General features: G+C 50.1%; 15 protein-coding genes and 1 pseudogene. 15 read left to right on the top strand and 1 reads right to left on the bottom strand.

The window, feature by feature from the left end:
* Positions 1-75 precede the first annotated feature (75 nt).
* The 4 genes from DWZ16_RS01295 to nadA all read left to right on the top strand — a co-directional run bounded on the left by DWZ16_RS01295 (position 76) and on the right by nadA (position 4,626).
* Complete coding sequence (locus DWZ16_RS01295) at positions 76-1,620, top strand: DNA methylase (RefSeq protein WP_117796437.1); 1,545 nt, start codon at positions 76-78, stop codon at positions 1,618-1,620.
* The gene (locus DWZ16_RS01300; protein ID WP_118522140.1) at positions 1,621-2,169 is read left to right on the top strand and encodes a hypothetical protein; all 549 of its coding nucleotides are present in this window, start codon (positions 1,621-1,623) and stop codon (positions 2,167-2,169) included.
* Between the two features lie 427 nt (positions 2,170-2,596).
* Positions 2,597-3,247 carry a hypothetical protein gene (locus tag DWZ16_RS01310; protein ID WP_118522142.1) on the top strand — a complete coding sequence of 217 codons (651 nt, stop codon included), beginning with the start codon at positions 2,597-2,599 and terminating at the stop codon, positions 3,245-3,247.
* A gap of 467 nt (positions 3,248-3,714) precedes the next feature.
* On the top strand, positions 3,715-4,626 hold the full coding sequence (gene nadA, locus DWZ16_RS01315; RefSeq protein WP_117796479.1) for a quinolinate synthase NadA: 912 nt from the start codon (positions 3,715-3,717) through the stop codon (positions 4,624-4,626).
* A 123-nt stretch (positions 4,627-4,749) separates the two neighbouring features.
* Here the strand turns inward: nadA and DWZ16_RS01320 are convergent, their stop codons facing one another.
* On the bottom strand, positions 4,750-5,256 hold the full coding sequence (locus DWZ16_RS01320) for a flavin reductase family protein (protein WP_107000129.1): 507 nt from the start codon (positions 5,254-5,256) through the stop codon (positions 4,750-4,752).
* A gap of 431 nt (positions 5,257-5,687) precedes the next feature.
* Here DWZ16_RS01320 and DWZ16_RS01325 point away from each other — a divergent pair, with 431 nt between their 5' ends.
* From DWZ16_RS01325 to nudC, 11 genes and pseudogenes are all read left to right on the top strand, one after another.
* Entirely contained in the window at positions 5,688-5,963 is a 276-nt protein-coding gene (locus DWZ16_RS01325) for a Fur family transcriptional regulator (protein ID WP_107000128.1), read from the top strand.
* Positions 5,964-6,140: 177 nt separating this feature from the next.
* Positions 6,141-6,455: a DUF6110 family protein gene (locus DWZ16_RS01330; RefSeq protein ID WP_022359851.1), complete on the top strand. Its 315-nt coding sequence runs from the start codon at positions 6,141-6,143 to the stop codon at positions 6,453-6,455.
* Positions 6,456-6,560: 105 nt separating this feature from the next.
* Positions 6,561-8,660: a heavy metal translocating P-type ATPase gene (locus DWZ16_RS01335; protein WP_118468044.1), complete on the top strand. Its 2,100-nt coding sequence runs from the start codon at positions 6,561-6,563 to the stop codon at positions 8,658-8,660.
* 206 nt (positions 8,661-8,866) lie between these two features.
* The gene (locus DWZ16_RS01340) at positions 8,867-9,634 is read left to right on the top strand and encodes a prolipoprotein diacylglyceryl transferase (protein WP_118522143.1); all 768 of its coding nucleotides are present in this window, start codon (positions 8,867-8,869) and stop codon (positions 9,632-9,634) included.
* Positions 9,635-10,145: 511 nt separating this feature from the next.
* A complete protein-coding gene (gene speD, locus DWZ16_RS01345; protein ID WP_118468053.1) occupies positions 10,146-10,913 on the top strand; it encodes an adenosylmethionine decarboxylase in 768 nt (255 codons plus the stop codon).
* An 81-nt stretch (positions 10,914-10,994) separates the two neighbouring features.
* Positions 10,995-12,572, top strand: coding sequence for an aminotransferase class I/II-fold pyridoxal phosphate-dependent enzyme (locus tag DWZ16_RS01350; RefSeq protein WP_270224102.1), 1,578 nt, complete (start codon positions 10,995-10,997; stop codon positions 12,570-12,572).
* 28 nt (positions 12,573-12,600) lie between these two features.
* Positions 12,601-13,461 carry a polyamine aminopropyltransferase gene (gene speE, locus DWZ16_RS01355; RefSeq protein WP_117796445.1) on the top strand — a complete coding sequence of 287 codons (861 nt, stop codon included), beginning with the start codon at positions 12,601-12,603 and terminating at the stop codon, positions 13,459-13,461.
* Positions 13,442-14,316, top strand: a pseudogene (gene speB, locus DWZ16_RS01360) (agmatinase). The gene speE and the pseudogene speB overlap by 20 nt, the downstream one beginning before the upstream one ends.
* Positions 14,317-14,523: 207 nt before the next feature.
* The gene (locus DWZ16_RS01365) at positions 14,524-15,726 is read left to right on the top strand and encodes a saccharopine dehydrogenase family protein (protein WP_022360539.1); all 1,203 of its coding nucleotides are present in this window, start codon (positions 14,524-14,526) and stop codon (positions 15,724-15,726) included.
* Between the two features lie 106 nt (positions 15,727-15,832).
* Complete coding sequence (gene nspC / locus DWZ16_RS01370) at positions 15,833-17,005, top strand: carboxynorspermidine decarboxylase (protein ID WP_118293252.1); 1,173 nt, start codon at positions 15,833-15,835, stop codon at positions 17,003-17,005.
* 160 nt (positions 17,006-17,165) lie between these two features.
* Entirely contained in the window at positions 17,166-18,164 is a 999-nt protein-coding gene (gene nudC / locus DWZ16_RS01375) for an NAD(+) diphosphatase (protein WP_117796448.1), read from the top strand.
* The last annotated feature ends 219 nt before the right edge of the window (positions 18,165-18,383 follow it).

Genomic DNA, 18,383 nt, shown 5'->3' on the forward strand with positions numbered 1-18,383 from the left:
GTGCTTGATTTTGTGAGATGATTTTTTACCAGTGGCGCTCAAATTTTAAATTCATAGAGAAGGGAGGATCCTGCCATGCAGAAAACAGTTTCCAGGCGCGCGTACATTGCCATTGATTTAAAATCGTTCTACGCATCGGTCGAGTGCGTCGAGCGAGGTCTGGATCCGTTGACGACGAATCTGGTCGTGGCGAATCCATCGCGGACGGAGAAAACGATCTGTCTGGCGGTATCGCCGCCGCTGAAATCCTATGGTGTGCCGGGGCGTCCCAGGTTATTTGAGGTGATTCAGCGGATTAGGGAAGTCAATGAGGAACGCCGCAGACGGGCGCCGGGACGCCAGTTCCGGGATAAATCGTGGAGAAATGATGAATTAAAGGCGGATCCGTCGCTGGCGGTCAGCTATCTGGTTGCGCCGCCGAGAATGGCGCACTATATGAAATGGAGCACGCAGATCTACCAGATTTATCTCCGGTATGTGGCACCGGAGGACATCCATGTGTATTCGATCGACGAGGTATTCATGGATGTTACGGAATATCTGGGAATTTACAAGGTTTCGCCGCGCGAGCTGGCAAAGCGCATCATCCGCACGGTGTTAAAGGAAACAGGCATCACGGCGACGGCGGGGATTGGGACGAACCTGTATCTGTGCAAGGTGGCGATGGATATTGTGGCGAAGCACGTGGAAGCGGACAAGGACGGCGTGCGGATTGCCGAGCTGGATGAGCAGAGTTATCGGGAGCTTTTGTGGACGCATGAGCCGCTGACTGATTTCTGGCGGGTTGGACCGGGCTATCAGAAGAAACTCTGGCAGGCGGGACTTCGGACAATGGGCGATATTGCGCGTTGTTCACTGGGAAAACCGGGCGAGTTTTACAGCGAGGAACTGCTGTACCAGATGTTCGGCATCAACGCCGAGCTTCTGATTGACCATGCGTGGGGCTATGAGTCGTGCACGATCGCACAGATACGGGCGTACAAGCCGCAGAGCAGCAGCCTGGGCTGCGGACAGGTGCTTCACTGTCCGTACACGGCGGACAAGGCGCGGATCGTGGTTCAGGAGATGATTGACGGGATCTCGCTGGAGCTGGTGGAAAAACGGCTAGTGACCGATCAGCTCGTTCTAACGGTCGGATATGACATCGAAAACCTGACCCGCCCGGAGATACGGAAAGTATACAAGGGACCGGTGACAACCGATCGCTACGGGCGGCGTGTGCCGAAGCATGCACATGGAACGTGGAATCTGCCGCGTGCGACTTCGTCCTCAAGCGAGCTTCTGGAGGCGATGGCGGCTCTGTATGATAAGATTGTCAACCCGGCACTTCTCATCCGCCGGATGTCGCTCTCGGCATGCCATGTGGTAAATGAGAAAATGGCGAAAGAGCGTGAACAGAAGGAAACATTTGAACAGCTTGATTTGTTTACCGATTACGCAAAGAAGGAAGCAAAAGAGAAGGAAGAACAGAAAAAACGCGAGCGGGAGCGCCGGATGCAGGAAGCGCTTCTGACGATCAAGAAAAAATATGGAAAAAATGCGGTGCTGCGCGGGATGAACTTTGAGGAAGGCGCGACCGCCAAGGAGCGGAACGGGCAGATCGGGGGGCATCAGGCGTAGATGGAAGATCAATATAGAGTGAATGAATTTGAAAACTTAAAAGGTGGACGAAGCCAAACCCAAAAAGGGCAGGAAAGTGACGCCCAGCGCCGCTACGGCGATATCCTCGGTCATTCTTACCCATTTCCCTTGCGCCATGCACGGATGCCGGTGGAGGACCGGGCGGCGCAGTTTGCCTCGTTTGCTGCACTGAATGGCTATGAGGAGGCGGTAGAGGAGGAAGCGCGTCTGACCGAGCGGGAGATCGATCTGGATGACAGCGTGCGTGAGATGATCAATCAGACGCTTGTGGAAGCGGAGGAGCAGCTGATGCGTGGCGAGACGGTTCGGCTTTCTGTGACCTGGTTCCAACCGGACGTGCACAAGGATGGCGGCGCTTACCGAACGGCAGTAGAACGATTGAAGAAAATCGACTATTACCGGCAGGTTTTGTGGTTGGCGGAAATAAAGAGTGGAAATCAGCCTGGACTTGAAAATATAGGCGGGGAGATCGCGGTAAATTTTCCACAGATCTGCCGTGTGGAGCTGATAGAAGAGGAAGTGGAGTGAAATGTTACATGGCAGCACAGTTGCTGAAGCTTTGTATGGACCTCCTGACCGGCAAAGGAAAATATCGTTACTGTTTACGGGTAGGCACTTTTGGAACCGAAAGTGCCGTAAGAAAACGTGGTGGCAGCAGGAATTTGCCGTATTTAAATGCGAAGCCACGGCAAATTCCGTTACTGGGCACGTATGCGTGAACAGTAATAAAATATCAGAAATCCGTAAGAAAAAAGCACTTTTACTTTTGAATGAAATAGGGTAGACTGTTAGAACAGAGAAAACCAGATAGAAGAGCTGAATACAGAGTATAAAGAAAAATATTTCACTGGTTTTAGAAACTAAAAAGTGCCTGGGAAGTTTTGAAAAATTTCAGAGAAGTCCCTGGGAACAGACAGGGAGCAGGCATAAGAACAGTCGGAAGGAGATTCAAATTATGAAAAAAAATTCGTTATATATTGCAGGAATTTGTGCAGCACTGTCGGTAGGTGCGCTTGGGTGCGCTTCCAGTGCAAAAGCGGGCGATGAGGAGACAAAGCCGGTTGTCGAAGATACGGAGGCAGCTGGGGAGGCCACTGCAGCGGAAACTATTTGTGTTTATGGTCCGGTTTCGGAGGTTACCAGTGATTCCGTCACGATTGACAATCAGTCGGGAATCAGCAGTGCCGGCGAGATGGTGATCACATTTTCACCGGAAACGCCGATTTTTGACGCAGAGACAGGCAATCCGGTCGATATGACCGAGGCGGAGACGGGAACCGTTGTATATGCCTACATCGGGGAGGCGATGACGATGAGCGAGCCGCCTATCACGAACGGACAGCTCTTCTTCGTCCATGTAACCGATGTGAGCGCCGTGCCGGTTTACACAGAGATCGAGTCGGTGAAAAAGAGTGCCGAGAATGATGATACCGTCTATGTGAAAGCAGAGGATGGCGTGACTTATACTATCAGCGCTGAGACACATATTCTGCCGTATTTAACCCGGAACATCGTGACCGCAGACGATCTGGAATCGGGAAAGAAATGCGCGATCTGGGCGGACGCGGAAGGAAAGGTATCGAGACTGGTGCTGTTTCAGCAATAAGGGCGGATGTGCATAAAGCGATAAAATTATAAATATGTCATGTAGATCGGACGGTTTGAACAGTGAAAAACACAGCGAAAAACCGTCCGATTTTTGGTTTGACTTTTTGTTGCACAGTAAAATACATTTGTGAAACAAAAAAATTGCATAAATGCATATTGGCTGCTCTGGTTGAAGCGCCGGAAAAGCAGACGTTCAGTCTGTATGTAGATGAATTGCTATATGACAAGACAGATGTAATAAAAAGTGTCAAAATTTCATTGACACAGCTTTTCTCTTAGAGGTATAATCACAGAAGTTTACCGTGTGGAAGCTATATGGACAGAGAAATATGGCGTGGCAAAGATGTCGGATACATAGTAAAGAAGAAAATGAACCGCAGCTGTCGGAAAAATGGTATGGTTTCTGTCAATCGATGGGGATTCGGAAGCGTGAACAGAGCGGTGAAAAAAGGAGAGGGAAAAGAGATGGATCAGGAGATAAAGCAGCGGATCGAGACATTAAAAAAAGAGAAGGATGCCGTGATTCTGGCACATTATTACGTAGATGGAGAAGTGCAGGAGATTGCCGATTATGTGGGCGATTCGTATTATCTGGCGGAGCTGGCGACGACGGTGCCGCAGAAGACGATCATTTTCTGTGGCGTGTCATTTATGGGCGAGAGTGCGAAGATTTTAAGCCCGGAGAAGACGGTTATCATGGCAGACCGGAGCGCGGACTGTCCGATGGCTCACATGGTTGAGGTGGAGAAGATCCGCGAAGTACGCAAAGAGTATCCGGATGTAGCCGTTGTCTGTTATGTGAACTCGATGGCGGAGATCAAGGCAGAATCGGATGTCTGTGTTACCTCATCGAATGCACTCAAAATCGTGAAAAAACTGCCGAACAAGGATATTTTCTTTATTCCGGATGAGAATCTGGGACGTTTTATCGCAAAAAAAGTGCCGGAGAAACATTTTATTTTCAATGACGGTTTCTGCCATGTACATAAGAGTATTCATGCGGAAGATGTAAAGAAAGCAAAAGAGCTGCATCCGGAGGCAGTTGTGCTGGCGCATCCGGAGTGTACCGGCGATGTGCTGGAGCTGGCAGATTTTGTCGGAAGTACCTCCCAGATTATTGATTATGCGACGAATTCGGATGAGAAAGTCTTCCTGATCTGCACCGAGATGGGCGTGTTCTATGAACTGCTGCAGAAGAACCCGGAGAAGAAGTTTTTCTCCGTAGGTCACCGTCAGTTTTGCCCGAATATGAAGAAGATTCATCTGGACAGCGTACTGCGGGCGCTGGAAAATCCGGAAGAGGAAGTGGAGATGGATGAGGCGATGCGGCAGAGGGCGGTTGGTCCGCTGGCGCGGATGCTGGAATTGGCAAAATAAAGGAATAAATAAAGACACAATATAAACAAATAGACCCAAAAGGATCATTCAAAGGATTCCCACAGAAAATGCTGCAAATCAGCGTTTCCTGTGGGATTTAAATTTTAAATGGAGCGGCTCTGCTTATTCAGCCACAACCGCTTTCACAATCTCCGCAATATACATATCATGATAGTCCTTCTCCGGATAGAACTTGCTGTCAGCGTCCTTATCGATAAAATCTGCCGGATTCATGGATGTGCGGTACATTTTGCGGCAGATGAGGATGGTGTCAGCTTCTTCAAATGCCGGTACGCCGTCGATGAAGACCGGGGTCAGGCCGGCTTCCTTGATTTTGTCGTGGTCACGGCCGGATACGGAGCCGCAGAGTTTGAGGGCATCGCGGTGTCCGTCTTTTAAAAAGCTGACGGAGAAGAGTTCTTCTTTGTCTATAAATTCTTTGGTGTAGCGCTGGGGACGGATATAGCAGGTAACAGCCGGTTTGCCCCAGAATACGCCTGCGCCGCCCCAGCTGGCAGTCATGGTGTTGAATTTATCCTCGGTGCCGGCGGTTAAAAGCATCCAGTCGGAACCGATGCGGGTAAACGGGTTAAAATTTAATTCTTCTGGCTTTATTTCTTTGAAGCTCATCGAAAAATCCTTCCTTTCCTGTCTGAATTGATTATTCTGTGAGTACCTTACCATTATCAGAGAAGAAAATCAAATATATTTTCGAAAATTCATTGACAGATGAGAAAAAAAGAGGTAGTCTTTAAATTAAGGTTAGAGACATCTAACTTGAGTTGCGGCATTCTAACCTGAGTTTGTTCATGCTAATTATGTTTTGTTTTTGATGAAACACAATATAATATGAGCACTTAGTGCGAGTCGTATCTAAGGACTTAATGAGGCTGAGCCAGAGGCAAAAGCGGAATTTAGTACTTGCAAAAAGAGTGGCAAGCAGAGTATGCTATATATTTTAAACGAACAGTTAGTCTGCGCTAATAAAAAGCCGGGTTGTGGACGGAAACGGCAGATGTGCGGAAAAATAATTTAGAAGATATGGAAAGAGAGATGATACGATGCAGCAGAGAGAGCAGATTATCAGCGAACTGAAGAGACGGGGGAAACGGATGACCGATCAAAGAAAGATCATGTTGGATGTGATCCTGGAGGGAAGATGGAGCAGTTGTAAGGAGATCTACTACGAGGCATCCAAGCGCGACCCGGGGATCGGCAAGGCAACGGTGTACCGGATGATTGCAGTGCTGGAAGAAATCGGCGTTTTAAACCGTTGCCGCCAGTATTCTCTGCGGAATGAGGATGAGCTGTCAAGTATAACTTCGGATGCCAGTTGATAAAAAATCTCAATAAGGAAAGTTAGGTTTGACTATCATGGGGGTAAGCTGTTACCATCTACTTGTACCTCAGAAATGAGTCATTAAACGCAGCTATATTCGCATTTGAAATGGAATAAATAGTTTTCAAAAATCATATGTGAATATAATTTAGATAATATCAGAGGAGGAGTAATCATGATGGACATTTTCAAATTAAAAAAATTAGGTTTATTTGCAGGCGGCGTTTTGTTCGGAACAGCAGGTGTTAAGATTCTTGGCAGCGAGGATGCAAAGAAATTTTACGTAAACTGCGTAGCAGCCGGACTTCGTGCACGTGATTGTGTGATGACCACCGCTACCAATATTCAGGAGAATGCTGAGGACATCCTGGCTGAGGCAAAGCAGATCAACGAGGCTCGCGGCTATGAGAGCTTTGGTGAGGATGAGGATTTCAACGAGACTGCTGAGGCAACCGAGGCCGCACCGGAGGCTGAGAAGGCAGAGCAGTAATAGCAACTCCAAGAATACATGAATCTAAATAACAGGGGGGCTGCCGCAAGATAGCATGGGATGCTGTCTCGCGGCAGCTCTTCTATAACCGGAGGAAGATGAATCATGAAATTCATTATAAAGCATGAAATCAAAGGAAGAATCCGTATCAGCCTTGCCCGGAAATTCCATACCGTGCGCGAAGCGGATGTTCTGGAACAGTATCTGCTTGGTCTGGACGGCGTGACGGCGGCTAAGGTGTATGAGCGGACAGCAGATGCGGTTATCTATTATAAGGAGGATCGGGAGGCGGTACTCGTACAGGTAGCGGCGTTTGATGGTCAGATTACCGAAAAACAGGAGATGGCAGTTAAAAGCAGCGGACGCGCCCTGAATCAGGAGTACAAAGAAAAGCTGATTCAGAAGGTACTGACCCGCTTTGCGACGAAGACATTTCTCCCGGCGCCGGTCCGTGCGGTATACACGTCCGTGCAGGCGATCCGTTATATCGTGAAAGGTATCCACTGCCTCGTATTTAAGCGCAAGCTGCATGTGGAGGTGCTGGATGCGACGGCGATCAGTGTTTCCCTTCTGCGCCGCGATTTCAATACGGCTGGCTCCGTTATGTTCCTGCTCGGCGTCGGTGAGCTTCTGGAGGAGTGGACACATAAGAAATCCGTTGGGGATCTGGCGCGGAGCATGTCCTTGAACGTGGAGAAGGTCTGGAAAAAAGTGGACGGGACCGAAGTCCTTGTACCGCTTTCGGATGTTACCGCGGGCGACGAGCTGACCGTCCATATGGGTACAGTGATTCCACTGGATGGTGTCGTAGTAAGCGGCGAGGCGATGGTAAACCAGGCTTCGATGACCGGCGAATCCCAGCCGGTCAGAAAAGAGCCGGGCAGCTATGTTTACGCAGGAACCGCGCTGGAAGAGGGAGAGATTACCTTCAAGGTAGAAAAATCCGCCGGTTCCACCCGTTATGAGCGTATCGTACAGATGATCGAGGATTCGGAGAAGCTCAAATCATCCGTTGAAGGCAAGGCGTCGAACCTGGCAGATGCACTCGTTCCGTGGAGTCTGGGCGGTACCGCGCTTACCTATCTGCTGACCCGCAATGCGACGAAAGCACTGTCGATCCTGATGGTTGATTTCTCCTGTGCACTGAAACTGGCAATGCCGCTTGCAGTCCTGTCTGCGATGCGTGAGGCAAGCCAGCATCACATTACGGTCAAGGGCGGCAAGTTTCTGGAGGCTGTTGCCGAAGCGGAGACGATCGTATTTGACAAGACCGGAACCCTGACCAAGGCAAAACCGGTTGTATCCGATGTAGTATCTTTCAACGGCATGGAGAAGGAAGAACTGCTTCGTATCGCAGCCTGCCTGGAAGAACATTTCCCGCATTCGATGGCAAACGCGGTCGTACAGGAAGCGAAAAAACGTCATCTGGTACATGAGGAGATGCACTCGAGAGTGGATTACATCGTAGCGCACGGTATCGCTACCTATGTGGGCGAAGAACGCGTCGTGATTGGAAGCCACCATTTCGTATTTGAGGATGAGAAGTGCACACTGCCGGAGGATGGAAAAGAGAAGTTTGAGAACCTTCCGGAAAATTGTTCCCATCTTTACATGGCAATCGGCGGACAGCTTGCAGCCGTTATCTGCATCGAGGATCCGCTGCGTGAGGAAGCACCGTCTGTCATCCGCCAGTTAAAAGAGGCTGGATTTAAGCGCATTGTCATGATGACCGGCGACAGCGAGCGGACCGCAGCGGCGATCGCGAAGAGGGTCGGCGTGGATGATTATTTCTCCGAGGTACTTCCGGAGGATAAGGCGCGCTTTGTTGAGGAGGAGAAGGCGAAAGGCCACAAAGTTATCATGATCGGTGACGGCATCAACGATTCACCGGCCCTGTCAGCGGCAGACGCGGGCATCGCAGTCAGCGAGGGCGCGGAGATTGCCAGAGAGATCGCGGATATCACGATCAAGAAAGATTCCCTGGATGAAGTCGTGCTTCTGCGTCATCTGAGCATGGATCTGATGAAACGTGTCCATGGAAACTACCGTTTCGTTATCAGCTTCAACCTAGGTCTGATTCTCTTAGGCGTGGCTGGTATCATCACACCGTCGATGTCGGCGCTGCTGCACAACAGCTCGACACTGGCGATCAGCTTAAAGAGCATGACGAACCTGCTGCCGGAGGAAGAGCGGGAAGAGGCATAAGGAGTCTGGATACTGGCTTGATTAGCTTGATTGTATCCTCAATTATAAAATAAGTACAGTGAAACAGATGTAGAATGGGAAGAAAAAAGCCTGTTTTACGTCTGTTTTTCTGCTATCTATTAACATTTGTTTTTTCATATAAATAATGCTATAATCTAAAAGCATCAGAGAGCGTACATTAAACTAAAACGGAGGATAAACCTTTCATGAAAAATGACTTATTCACAATCGGCAGCATCACGATCCACGGTTATGGTCTGATGATTGGCATCGGCATTATCGCTGCGTATTACATGGCAGAGTACCGGGCAAACAAGCGGGGGATGGACGTCGATATGATCCTCTCCATCGCGATCTGCGGTGTCGTATGTGGAATTTTAGGTGCAAAAATTCTGTACTATGTCACAATTCTGGATGAGATTGTAGCAAACCCGAAGAAATTGTTAGATATCAGCGATGGATTTGTTGTGTACGGCGGCATCATCGGCGGCGTGCTGGGCGGCTATGTGCTAAGCCGGATCAAGCATATTTCCTTTTTCCAGTATGCGGATCTGGTCATGCCGTCGGTTGCGCTCGCGCAGGGCTTTGGACGGATCGGCTGTTTCCTGGCTGGCTGCTGCTACGGTATGCCGACCCACAGCCATTTTGCGATCGTGTTCCACAATTCGGACTTTGCCCCGAATAACATTCCGCTGGTTCCGACCCAGCTCATCTCAAGCGGTCTGGATTTTCTGCACTGCCTGCTGCTTCTCTATGTGGCGAAAAAGTGCAAAAAACAGGGGCAGGTGGTATCCCTGTATCTGATCTGCTACAGTCTGGGACGCTTCGTGCTGGAATTTTTCCGCGGTGATTTGAACCGGGGAGCGGTCGGGTTCCTCTCGACTTCACAGTTTATCTCACTGTTTATCTTTGCGGCGGGCGTGGCGATGTTTGCGTTCTGCGGGAAGCGGACGGAAGTACCGTTAGAAAAGTGAAAATTTTCAAATGTCAACCCAAATAAAAATCATTCTTGACATTTTACCAAAATTGCTGTATGATACCTCTGATATGGAAAATCTTAACATTTTAAGAGTCATCCATGCAAATATATCTGACCACCTGTGAAACAGGGAATGGCCATACGGACAGCCGGGTCAAATGCCGATTGGCAGTGCGAACTGCCCTATTGATTGAGTTAAAAGCTCAATTTTATAAGTTGGTTACTTTACAACCAGTGCTCATGCACATCAACTTGTAAAACGGTCAATAAGAGTGGTAAAAGTAGATATTTGCTATATAGACTCTGAATGTAAGATTTCTGTGGATAAAAAGGTTTGAAGCAATGTGCAGTATATGCGGTAAATAGGGACAAGGGAAGATTTCGCAGATATACGGCAGATTTGTAAAAATAGAGCGAAGCAGGAAAAGAACGTTTTTGCGGATGATGTGGAGACACATCATCCGCTTTTTTGATCAACACCATTTATATTTCAGGAGAAGGAAGATATGGATCACAGCGAAAAATTAAAATTATACGGCTTTAATAACCTGACAAAGGCGCTTAGCTTTAATATCTATGATGTCTGTTATGCCAAGACACCGAGGGAGCAGAAGGATTATATTGCCTACATTGATCAGCAGTACAATTCGGAACGCCTGACCCGGATCCTAACATCGCTGACGGATATGATCGGGGCGCGGGTATTGAGTATTTCTCAGCAGGACTACGATCCGCAGGGGGCTTCGGTCACGCTTCTGATTGCGGAAGGCTCTATGGTGCCGGTGCAGGGGGAGACGCAGGTGGCGCATCTGGACAAGAGCCATGTGACCGTCCATACCTATCCGGAATACCATCCGGAGACCTGTCTGGCGACCTTCCGGGTGGATATCGACGTGGCGACCTGCGGGGAGATCACGCCGCTTTCGACACTCGATTACCTGATCGGTTCGTTTGATTCGGACATCATCACGATGGACTACCGGGTGCGTGGGTTCACGCGGGATGTGGACGGAAAAAAGTTGTTTATGGATCGTGAGATCCGCTCGATTCAGGATTATATCTCCAAGGAAACGCTGCGGCGCTACGATGTGGTCGATATCAATGTGTACGAGGCAAATCTGTTCCATACCAAGATGATGCTGAAAGAGATCGATCTGCAGAATTATCTGTTTAAGACAGATGTCTATGAACTTCCGCCGACCACCAGACTCAGTATTATGGAGAGCCTGCGGCGGGAGATGATTGAAATTTTCAGCGGAAGAAATGTGTTTTAAAAGAAATGCTTTTTGAGAGGAAAGAGAAGAGTTTGACTGGAAAATACCGCGAAAACCAGGGAAATTCGATAGAAGAAACGAATGAGTGATTTTCAGGAGGGACGGCAGATGGAAGAAGAGAGAAGAAATCTGGAGCCGGGCGTCGGACGGAGTGCACGGCGCAGAAAGGAAGCTTCAGGACCGAAAGAAACGGGGGGAGGCAGTCGAAGAGATGACGCGCTGACCCAGGAGCGCGCGCCGATCTATGAGGCGCTGGAAGCATTTCAGAAGATGCGCGTGGTGCCGTTTGATGTGCCGGGGCACAAGAGGGGGCGCGGCAACCCGGAGCTGACGAAACTTTTAGGAGAGACCTGCATGCGGCTGGACGTCAATTCCATGAAGCCGCTCGATAACCTCTGCCATCCGGTGTCCGTCATCGCGGATGCGGAGCAGCTGGCGGCTGAGGCATTCGGGGCGGCACACGCATTCCTGATGGTCGGCGGTACGACATCGGCGGTCCAGAGCATGGTGCTGACGGCAGTCAAGCGGGGCGAGAAGATTATATTGCCGCGAAATGTCCACCGCAGCGTCATGGGCGCGATGGTGCTTGGAGGCGCGGTTCCGGTCTATGTGAATCCGGCTGGCGATAAGAGACTGGGGATTCCTCTTGGAATGCGTGTGGAAGATGTGCGCCGGGCGATCAAGGAAAATCCAGATGCTAAGGCGGTGTTTGTGAACAATCCGACGTATTACGGCATCTGTTCGGATCTGCGCTCGATTGTAAAGCTGGCACATGAGCATGGGATGTTGTGTTTAGCTGATGAGGCGCATGGAACCCATTTTTATTTCGGGGAAAATATGCCGGTTTCCGCGATGGCAGCTGGGGCGGATATGGCGGCGGTTTCGATGCACAAATCAGGCGGAAGCCTGACGCAGAGCTCGATTCTTCTGACGGGTCCGGGTATGTCCGCCGGGTATGTCCGCCAGATTATCAATCTGACGCAGACGACGAGTGGTTCCTACCTGCTCCTTTCCAGCCTCGATATCTCCAGACGGAACCTGGCGCTTCGCGGGCGTGAGGCATTTAAGCAGGTGGTGGAGCTGGCGGAGTATGCGAGAACAGAAATCAACCGGATTGGCGGTTATTATGCCTATTCGAAGGAGCTGGTAAACGGCGACAGCATTTATGATTTCGATGTGACCAAACTTTCAATTCACACGCGCGATATCGGGCTGGCGGGGATCGAGGTTTATGATCTTCTCCGGGACGAGTACGATATCCAGGCGGAATTTGGTGATCTGGGAAATATTCTGGCATATCTGTCCATCGGTGACCGGCAGCGGGAGGTAGAGCGCCTGGTCAGCGCACTGGCGGAGATCAAGCGCCGGTTCAGCCGGGATAAATCGACGCTGATGGATTTTGACTATATTGACCCGATTGTGGCGATGTCGCCGCAGGAGGCATTTTACGGAGAAAAAGAATCTCTTCCGATCCGCGAGACAGCCGGACGTGTGTGCAGTGAGTTTGTCATGTGCTATCCGCCGGGCATCCCGATTCTGACGCCGGGCGAGCAGATTACGGAAGAGATCATTGACTACATTGCGTATGCGCTGGAAAAAGGATGTTCAATGACTGGACCGGAGGATCCGGGGATTGAGCGCCTGAATGTGCTGAAATAGATAAGCAGTAGATAGAAAGGGGAAAATTATGAATTTCTGGTTTTCAGAGAATCATACGCCAAATGTAAAAATTTCCATCCGGGTGGATCGCCAGCTTTACAGCGGAAAGAGCGAGTTTCAGCGGATCGATGTCTTTGATTCGCCGGAATTTGGGCGGTTTCTGACTTTGGATGGATATATGATGCTGACGGAAAAGGATGAATTTATCTATCACGAAATGATCACGCATGTGCCGATGGCAGTGCATCCGTTGGTCAAAAAGGTACTGGTGATTGGAGCCGGGGATGGAGGCGTGATCCGGGAGCTGACCCGCTATCCGGAGATCGAGCACATCGATATGGTGGAGATCGACCCGCTGGTGGTGGAGGTCTGCCGGAAATATCTGCCGAAGACAGCGTGCCGTCTCGGTGATCCGAGACTCTCGATTCACTATGAGGATGGGCTGAAATATGTCCGCTTTAAGGAAAATGAATACGATCTGATCATCGTGGATTCGACCGATCCGTTTGGACCGGGCGAGGGACTTTTTACCCGGGAATTTTACGGGAACTGCTATAAGGCGTTAAAAGAGGACGGCATCATGGTCAATCAGCATGAAAGCCCGTTTTATGCCGAGGACGCGGAGGCGTGCAAGCGGGCACATAAGCGGATCGTAGAGTCGTTTCCGATCAGCCGCGTCTATCAGGCGCATATCCCGACCTATCCGTCCGGGCACTGGCTGTTTGGATTTGCGTCGAAGAAATACCATCCGTTAAAGAATTTGGATGAGACAAGATGGAACCTGCGGGGGCTGGACTGCCGGTATTATACGACGACCCTGCATAAAGGGGCATTTTACCTGCCGGCATATGTGGAGGAGATGTTAGAAGATGTTGAAGGCAAATATTGAGACGTTTCTGGCGTGTGACGCCAGCTATGAGGAGGCGGGGATCGTGCTCTACGGCGCGCCGTTTGACTCAACCACTTCGTACCGCCCGGGCACCCGGTTCGGCTCACGGGCGATCCGCTCGGAATCCTATGGGCTGGAATCGTATTCGCCGTACCAGGACCGTGATCTGACCGATTACGCCGTGTTTGACGCGGGCGATCAGGAGCTCTGCTTTGGTGACGCATCGTTGGCGTTAAAGGATCTGCGGGAACGGGCGGTGGAGGTTGCCGGGGATGGCAAGATACCATTTATGCTGGGCGGCGAGCACCTGGTGACGCTGGCACCGGTGCAGGCGCTGGCAGAGAAATATCCGGATCTGCATATCATCCATTTTGATGCACATGCCGATCTGCGGGACGATTATCTGGGTGCGAAACTTTCCCACGCCTGTGTGCTGCGCCGCTGCTGGGAAGTCCTGGGAGACGGCAGGATCACGCAGTTTGGTATCCGCTCCGGCGACCGGGAGGAATGGCGCTGGGGAAAAGAACACGTGACGACGCATCCATTTATTGTGGATATGGAAGTCTTCAGGAAACTCTTCGGAAACTGGAAGGAAAACCGGTGTATTTTACCCTGGATTTGGATGTGCTGGATCCGAGTGTGTTTCCGGGAACAGGAACGCCGGAACCGGGCGGAATCAGTTTTGAGGAACTTCGACGGGCAGTCACGCAGATCTGCAGTGCAGCTTGGATTGTTGGATGTGATGTGAATGAATTATCCCCGGCGCTGGATGCGTCCGGTGCATCGACGGCGGTGGCGTGCAAGATTGTAAGGGAGATGCTGCTGGCGCTGTTGGGAAATCCAAAGATTAAGTAAGAAATGTTTTTGGCGGGTCCCAAGGTCAAAAATTCTCCTGCAAGCAAGCTTGCGTCGAACTTCTGACCTTTTGACCCTGGTATCATCAAATAAAAGTGTGTGTTTGAGACATGAACTGAAAAGTGTTTGAACAAAAGCAAATGTGAAATTTGGATTATAAAATGGAACAAAAACAGAGTACATTTCAGAATACAGGAGGAAAAAAAGATGGGAAAAGCGTTAATTATCGGATGTGGAGGCGTAGCTTCCGTAGCAATTCACAAGTGCTGCCAGAACAGCGAGGCATTTGAGGAGATCTGCATTGCAAGCCGGACGAAGTCCAAATGCGATGCGCTGAAAGAAAAATTAGAGGGAACCACCAAGACAAAGATCCAGACCGCACAGGTGGATGCAAACAACGTGGACGAGTTGATTGCCCTGATTGAGAAATTTAACCCGGATGTGGTGCTGAACCTGGCGCTTCCGTACCAGGATCTGACGATCATGGATGCCTGCCTGGCAACGAAGACCCATTATATCGATACTGCGAACTATGAGCCGGAGGACACGGCAAAATTTGAGTATAAATGGCAGTGGGCATACCGTGAGAAATTTAAAGAGGCGGGCATTACCGCACTGCTGGGAAGCGGCTTTGATCCGGGTGTAACCGGTGTGTTTTCGGCATATGCGCTGAAACATGAATTTGACGAAATCAACTACATCGACATTCTGGACTGCAACGGCGGCGACCACGGCTATCCGTTTGCAACCAATTTTAACCCGGAGATCAATATCCGGGAGGTGTCGGCAAACGGTTCTTACTGGGAAGATGGACACTGGGTAGAGACGAAACCGATGGAGATCAAGAGAGAGTATGATTTTGACGGCGTCGGCATGAAGGATATGTACCTGCTTCACCATGAGGAGATCGAATCGTTGGCGCTCAATATGCCGGGAATCAAGCGGATCCGCTTCTTCATGACCTTCGGTCAGAGTTACCTGACCCATTTAAAGTGTCTGGAGAACGTCGGCATGACTTCGATCGAGCCGATTATGTACGAAGGAAAAGAGATCGTACCGCTGCAGTTCTTAAAGGCAGTGCTTCCGGATCCGGCATCCCTTGGTCCTCGTACTGTTGGAAAAACGAATATCGGATGCATTTTCCAGGGTAAGAAGGATGGAAAAGAGAAGAAGTATTACTTATATAATATCTGTGATCATCAGGAGTGCTACAAAGAGGTTGGTTCCCAGGCGATCTCCTACACAACCGGTGTACCGGCGATGATCGGTGCGATGCTGGTGATGAATGGAACCTGGCAGAAACCGGGCGTTTATAATATTGAAGAATTTGATCCGGATCCATTTATGGATGCGTTAAATAAATGGGGACTTCCGTGGAAGGAATCCTGGGATCCGGCACTGGTGGATTAAGATAAAAATACCTCCATGTAAGAAACTGGTTTTATTTTGCGTTTTTTAGGCGCAGGAAGAGAATGGACAGGGAAGATGGAAGCGAGAAGGAAAGGAAGGAAAACAGATGCAGGAACGGGAGGCGGCTGGGGTTCTCCGGGACACGGCGGCGATCCGCACGCCATTTTATGTGGTGGATGAGACGCTTTTAAAGAAAAATCTGGAAATTTTGAAAGATACGGCAGAGCGGGCTGGATGCCGGATTCTGCTGGCACAGAAAGCATTTTCCATGTATTCGGTCTACCCGCTGATTCGTCAGTATCTGTCGGGAACCGCGGCGAGCGGGCTTTATGAGGCGCGGCTTGGAAAAACGGAGTTTGGTGGGGAGACCCATGTGTTTTCTGCCGCCTACCGCCCGGATGAGTTTGATGAGATTTTAAATTATGCCGACCACATCGTTTTTAATACGCCGGGGCAGGTGCTGAAATATGGTGAAAAAGTAAAAAAAGCCGGAAAACAGGCGGGACTCCGGCTGAACCCGGAGTGTTCCACGCAGGAGGGTCACGCGATCTATGATCCGTGTGCGCCGGGATCACGCATGGGGACGACTCTTCCGATGCTTTCGGAGGCGGGGAACTTTGAAGAAACTATCCTTCCGTATCTGAATGGATTTCATATGCATACGCTCTGCGAGCAGAATTCAGATGACCTGGAGACGACGCTGCGGGCAGCGGAGGAGAAGTTTGGAGCCTGGTTTTCAAAGGTAAAATGGCTGAACCTGGGCGGCGGACACCACATTACGAGAGAAGATTATGACCGGGAACGCCTGATCCGCCTGGTGCGCGGGCTGCGCGAAAAATATGGTGTGGAAGTATACCTGGAACCGGGCGAGGCAGTTGTCTTAAACGCGGGATTTCTTGTAACTTCCGTGCTGGAGACGATGGAAAACGGCATGCAGATTGCGATTCTGGATACCTCGGCAGCCTGCCATATGCCGGATGTGCTGGAAATGCCGTACCGTCCGCCGCTTATCGGAGCGGGAGAAGCGGGCGAAAAGCCGTATACGTTCCGCCTGGGCGGACCAACCTGTCTTTCGGGGGACTGCATCGGGGATTATTCGTTTGATGCACCGCTAAAAGAGGGTGGACGGCTGGTGTTTGGCGATATGGCGCTCTATACGATGGTCAAAAATAATACCTTTAATGGAATGCCGCTTCCGTCGATCGTATACCGGCATGAAGATGGGACAGCGGAAGTGGTGCGGGCGTTTGGATATGAGGATTTTGTGGGACGGTTGTAAGTCTGGGGCGAGCCGAGGGATTGTATTTTTTTAATAAAAAGAGTAAAATGAAGAGACTTGCAGAAAGATTACAAAGAATGTCTGCGAGGACAGCCGTTACACAGTATGGAAATAACGGTTGCACAAGTTTTGGAGAATAAAAGGATAGAGAGATAAAGTTATGATACAGGATATCGCACCACATCGCTATGACAATACATACCACATTCAGAAACCTGGAGCACAGGACTACGTCTTCTGCATCCAGAAAAGCCGGATTCTTCTGCGTGAGACCGTGGAGGAACATGTGCTTACTATCCCGCGCCGGGAGGAAATTGAGGCGGCAGTTCCGGAACTGATGGATCGGGCGGTTTATCTCTTTTCGGTTGATGAGAAGCCGTATTTTCTGGTCAGTGTGCCGGAGAAAGAAGCGGAAGAGATTCTGGCAAAGCTAAAAGAAGGTGTTGGTCAGATGCCTGTTTCAGACAAAAATCATATGGAAGCTGGGAAGATGGCTTCTGGTGCACTGGAAGGGGCAGAAAAAGAGCCGGAGCAGCTTTGCTATGCATGGAAAACGTCAACCGACATCCGTGCGATGGAGCCAATGCACCAGGCATTTGCAGCGATCACGGCGGTGCAGCTGTGGCGCTGGAGACAGAGCCGTCAGTTTTGCGGACGCTGCGGGGCAAAGACGCAGGACAGCAAGAACGAGCGGGCGCTCGTCTGCCCGGTCTGCGGTCAGACGGAATATCCAAAGATTTCCCCGGCAGTCATCGTGGCGATCACGAACGGGAACAAACTTCTTATGTCGCGCTACCGCGTCAACCACAGTACCTACCGTGGGTATGCGCTGATCGCTGGATTTGTCGAGATCGGGGAGACATTTGAAGAGACCGTCCGCCGCGAAGTGATGGAGGAAGTCGGGCTGAAAGTTAAAAATATCCGCTATTTCAAGAGTCAGCCGTGGGCGTTTACTGATACGGAGATGATCGGATTTTTTGCAGAACTGGATGGGGATGATAAGATCCGGCTGCAGGAGGATGAGCTTTCTGAGGCAGGCTGGTATACGCGAGAGGAGATCCCGGACGATGCACGCCTCATCAGTGTCGGAACCGAGATGAAGATGTATTTTAAATACGGTCCGGACTGGGAGAAAAAGTGGCAGGAACACCAGAAATGATGTGTTGATATATCGTTAATGTACACAGGTAGGCACTTTTGGAACCGAAAGTGCCGTAAGAAAACGTGGTGGCAGCAGGAATTTGCCGTATTTAAATGCGGAGCCACGGCAAATTCCGTTACTGGGCACGTATGCGTGAACAGTAATGATATAGCTCTGGGGAATACTAGGCATTCCTTTTAATTAGTTGACAAACTGAGAATTGGTTGCTATCATTAA

Source organism: Clostridium sp. AF29-8BH, assembly GCF_003478145.1.
Lineage (GTDB): Bacteria > Bacillota > Clostridia > Lachnospirales > Lachnospiraceae > Otoolea > Otoolea fessa.

Excerpts from the sequence above, each read along its gene's own strand:
- DWZ16_RS01295 (WP_117796437.1), top strand. The coding sequence starts at position 76 with ATGCAGAAAACAGTTTCCAGGCGCGCGTACATTGCCATTGATTTAAAA.
- DWZ16_RS01300 (WP_118522140.1), top strand. The coding sequence starts at position 1,621 with ATGGAAGATCAATATAGAGTGAATGAATTTGAAAACTTAAAAGGTGGA.
- DWZ16_RS01310 (WP_118522142.1), top strand. The coding sequence starts at position 2,597 with ATGAAAAAAAATTCGTTATATATTGCAGGAATTTGTGCAGCACTGTCG.
- nadA (WP_117796479.1), top strand. The coding sequence starts at position 3,715 with ATGGATCAGGAGATAAAGCAGCGGATCGAGACATTAAAAAAAGAGAAG.
- DWZ16_RS01320 (WP_107000129.1), bottom strand. The coding sequence starts at position 5,256 with ATGAGCTTCAAAGAAATAAAGCCAGAAGAATTAAATTTTAACCCGTTT.
- DWZ16_RS01325 (WP_107000128.1), top strand. The coding sequence starts at position 5,688 with ATGCAGCAGAGAGAGCAGATTATCAGCGAACTGAAGAGACGGGGGAAA.
- DWZ16_RS01330 (WP_022359851.1), top strand. The coding sequence starts at position 6,141 with ATGATGGACATTTTCAAATTAAAAAAATTAGGTTTATTTGCAGGCGGC.
- DWZ16_RS01335 (WP_118468044.1), top strand. The coding sequence starts at position 6,561 with ATGAAATTCATTATAAAGCATGAAATCAAAGGAAGAATCCGTATCAGC.
- DWZ16_RS01340 (WP_118522143.1), top strand. The coding sequence starts at position 8,867 with ATGAAAAATGACTTATTCACAATCGGCAGCATCACGATCCACGGTTAT.
- speD (WP_118468053.1), top strand. The coding sequence starts at position 10,146 with ATGGATCACAGCGAAAAATTAAAATTATACGGCTTTAATAACCTGACA.
- DWZ16_RS01350 (WP_270224102.1), top strand. The coding sequence starts at position 10,995 with ATGAGTGATTTTCAGGAGGGACGGCAGATGGAAGAAGAGAGAAGAAAT.
- speE (WP_117796445.1), top strand. The coding sequence starts at position 12,601 with ATGAATTTCTGGTTTTCAGAGAATCATACGCCAAATGTAAAAATTTCC.
- DWZ16_RS01365 (WP_022360539.1), top strand. The coding sequence starts at position 14,524 with ATGGGAAAAGCGTTAATTATCGGATGTGGAGGCGTAGCTTCCGTAGCA.
- nspC (WP_118293252.1), top strand. The coding sequence starts at position 15,833 with ATGCAGGAACGGGAGGCGGCTGGGGTTCTCCGGGACACGGCGGCGATC.
- nudC (WP_117796448.1), top strand. The coding sequence starts at position 17,166 with ATGATACAGGATATCGCACCACATCGCTATGACAATACATACCACATT.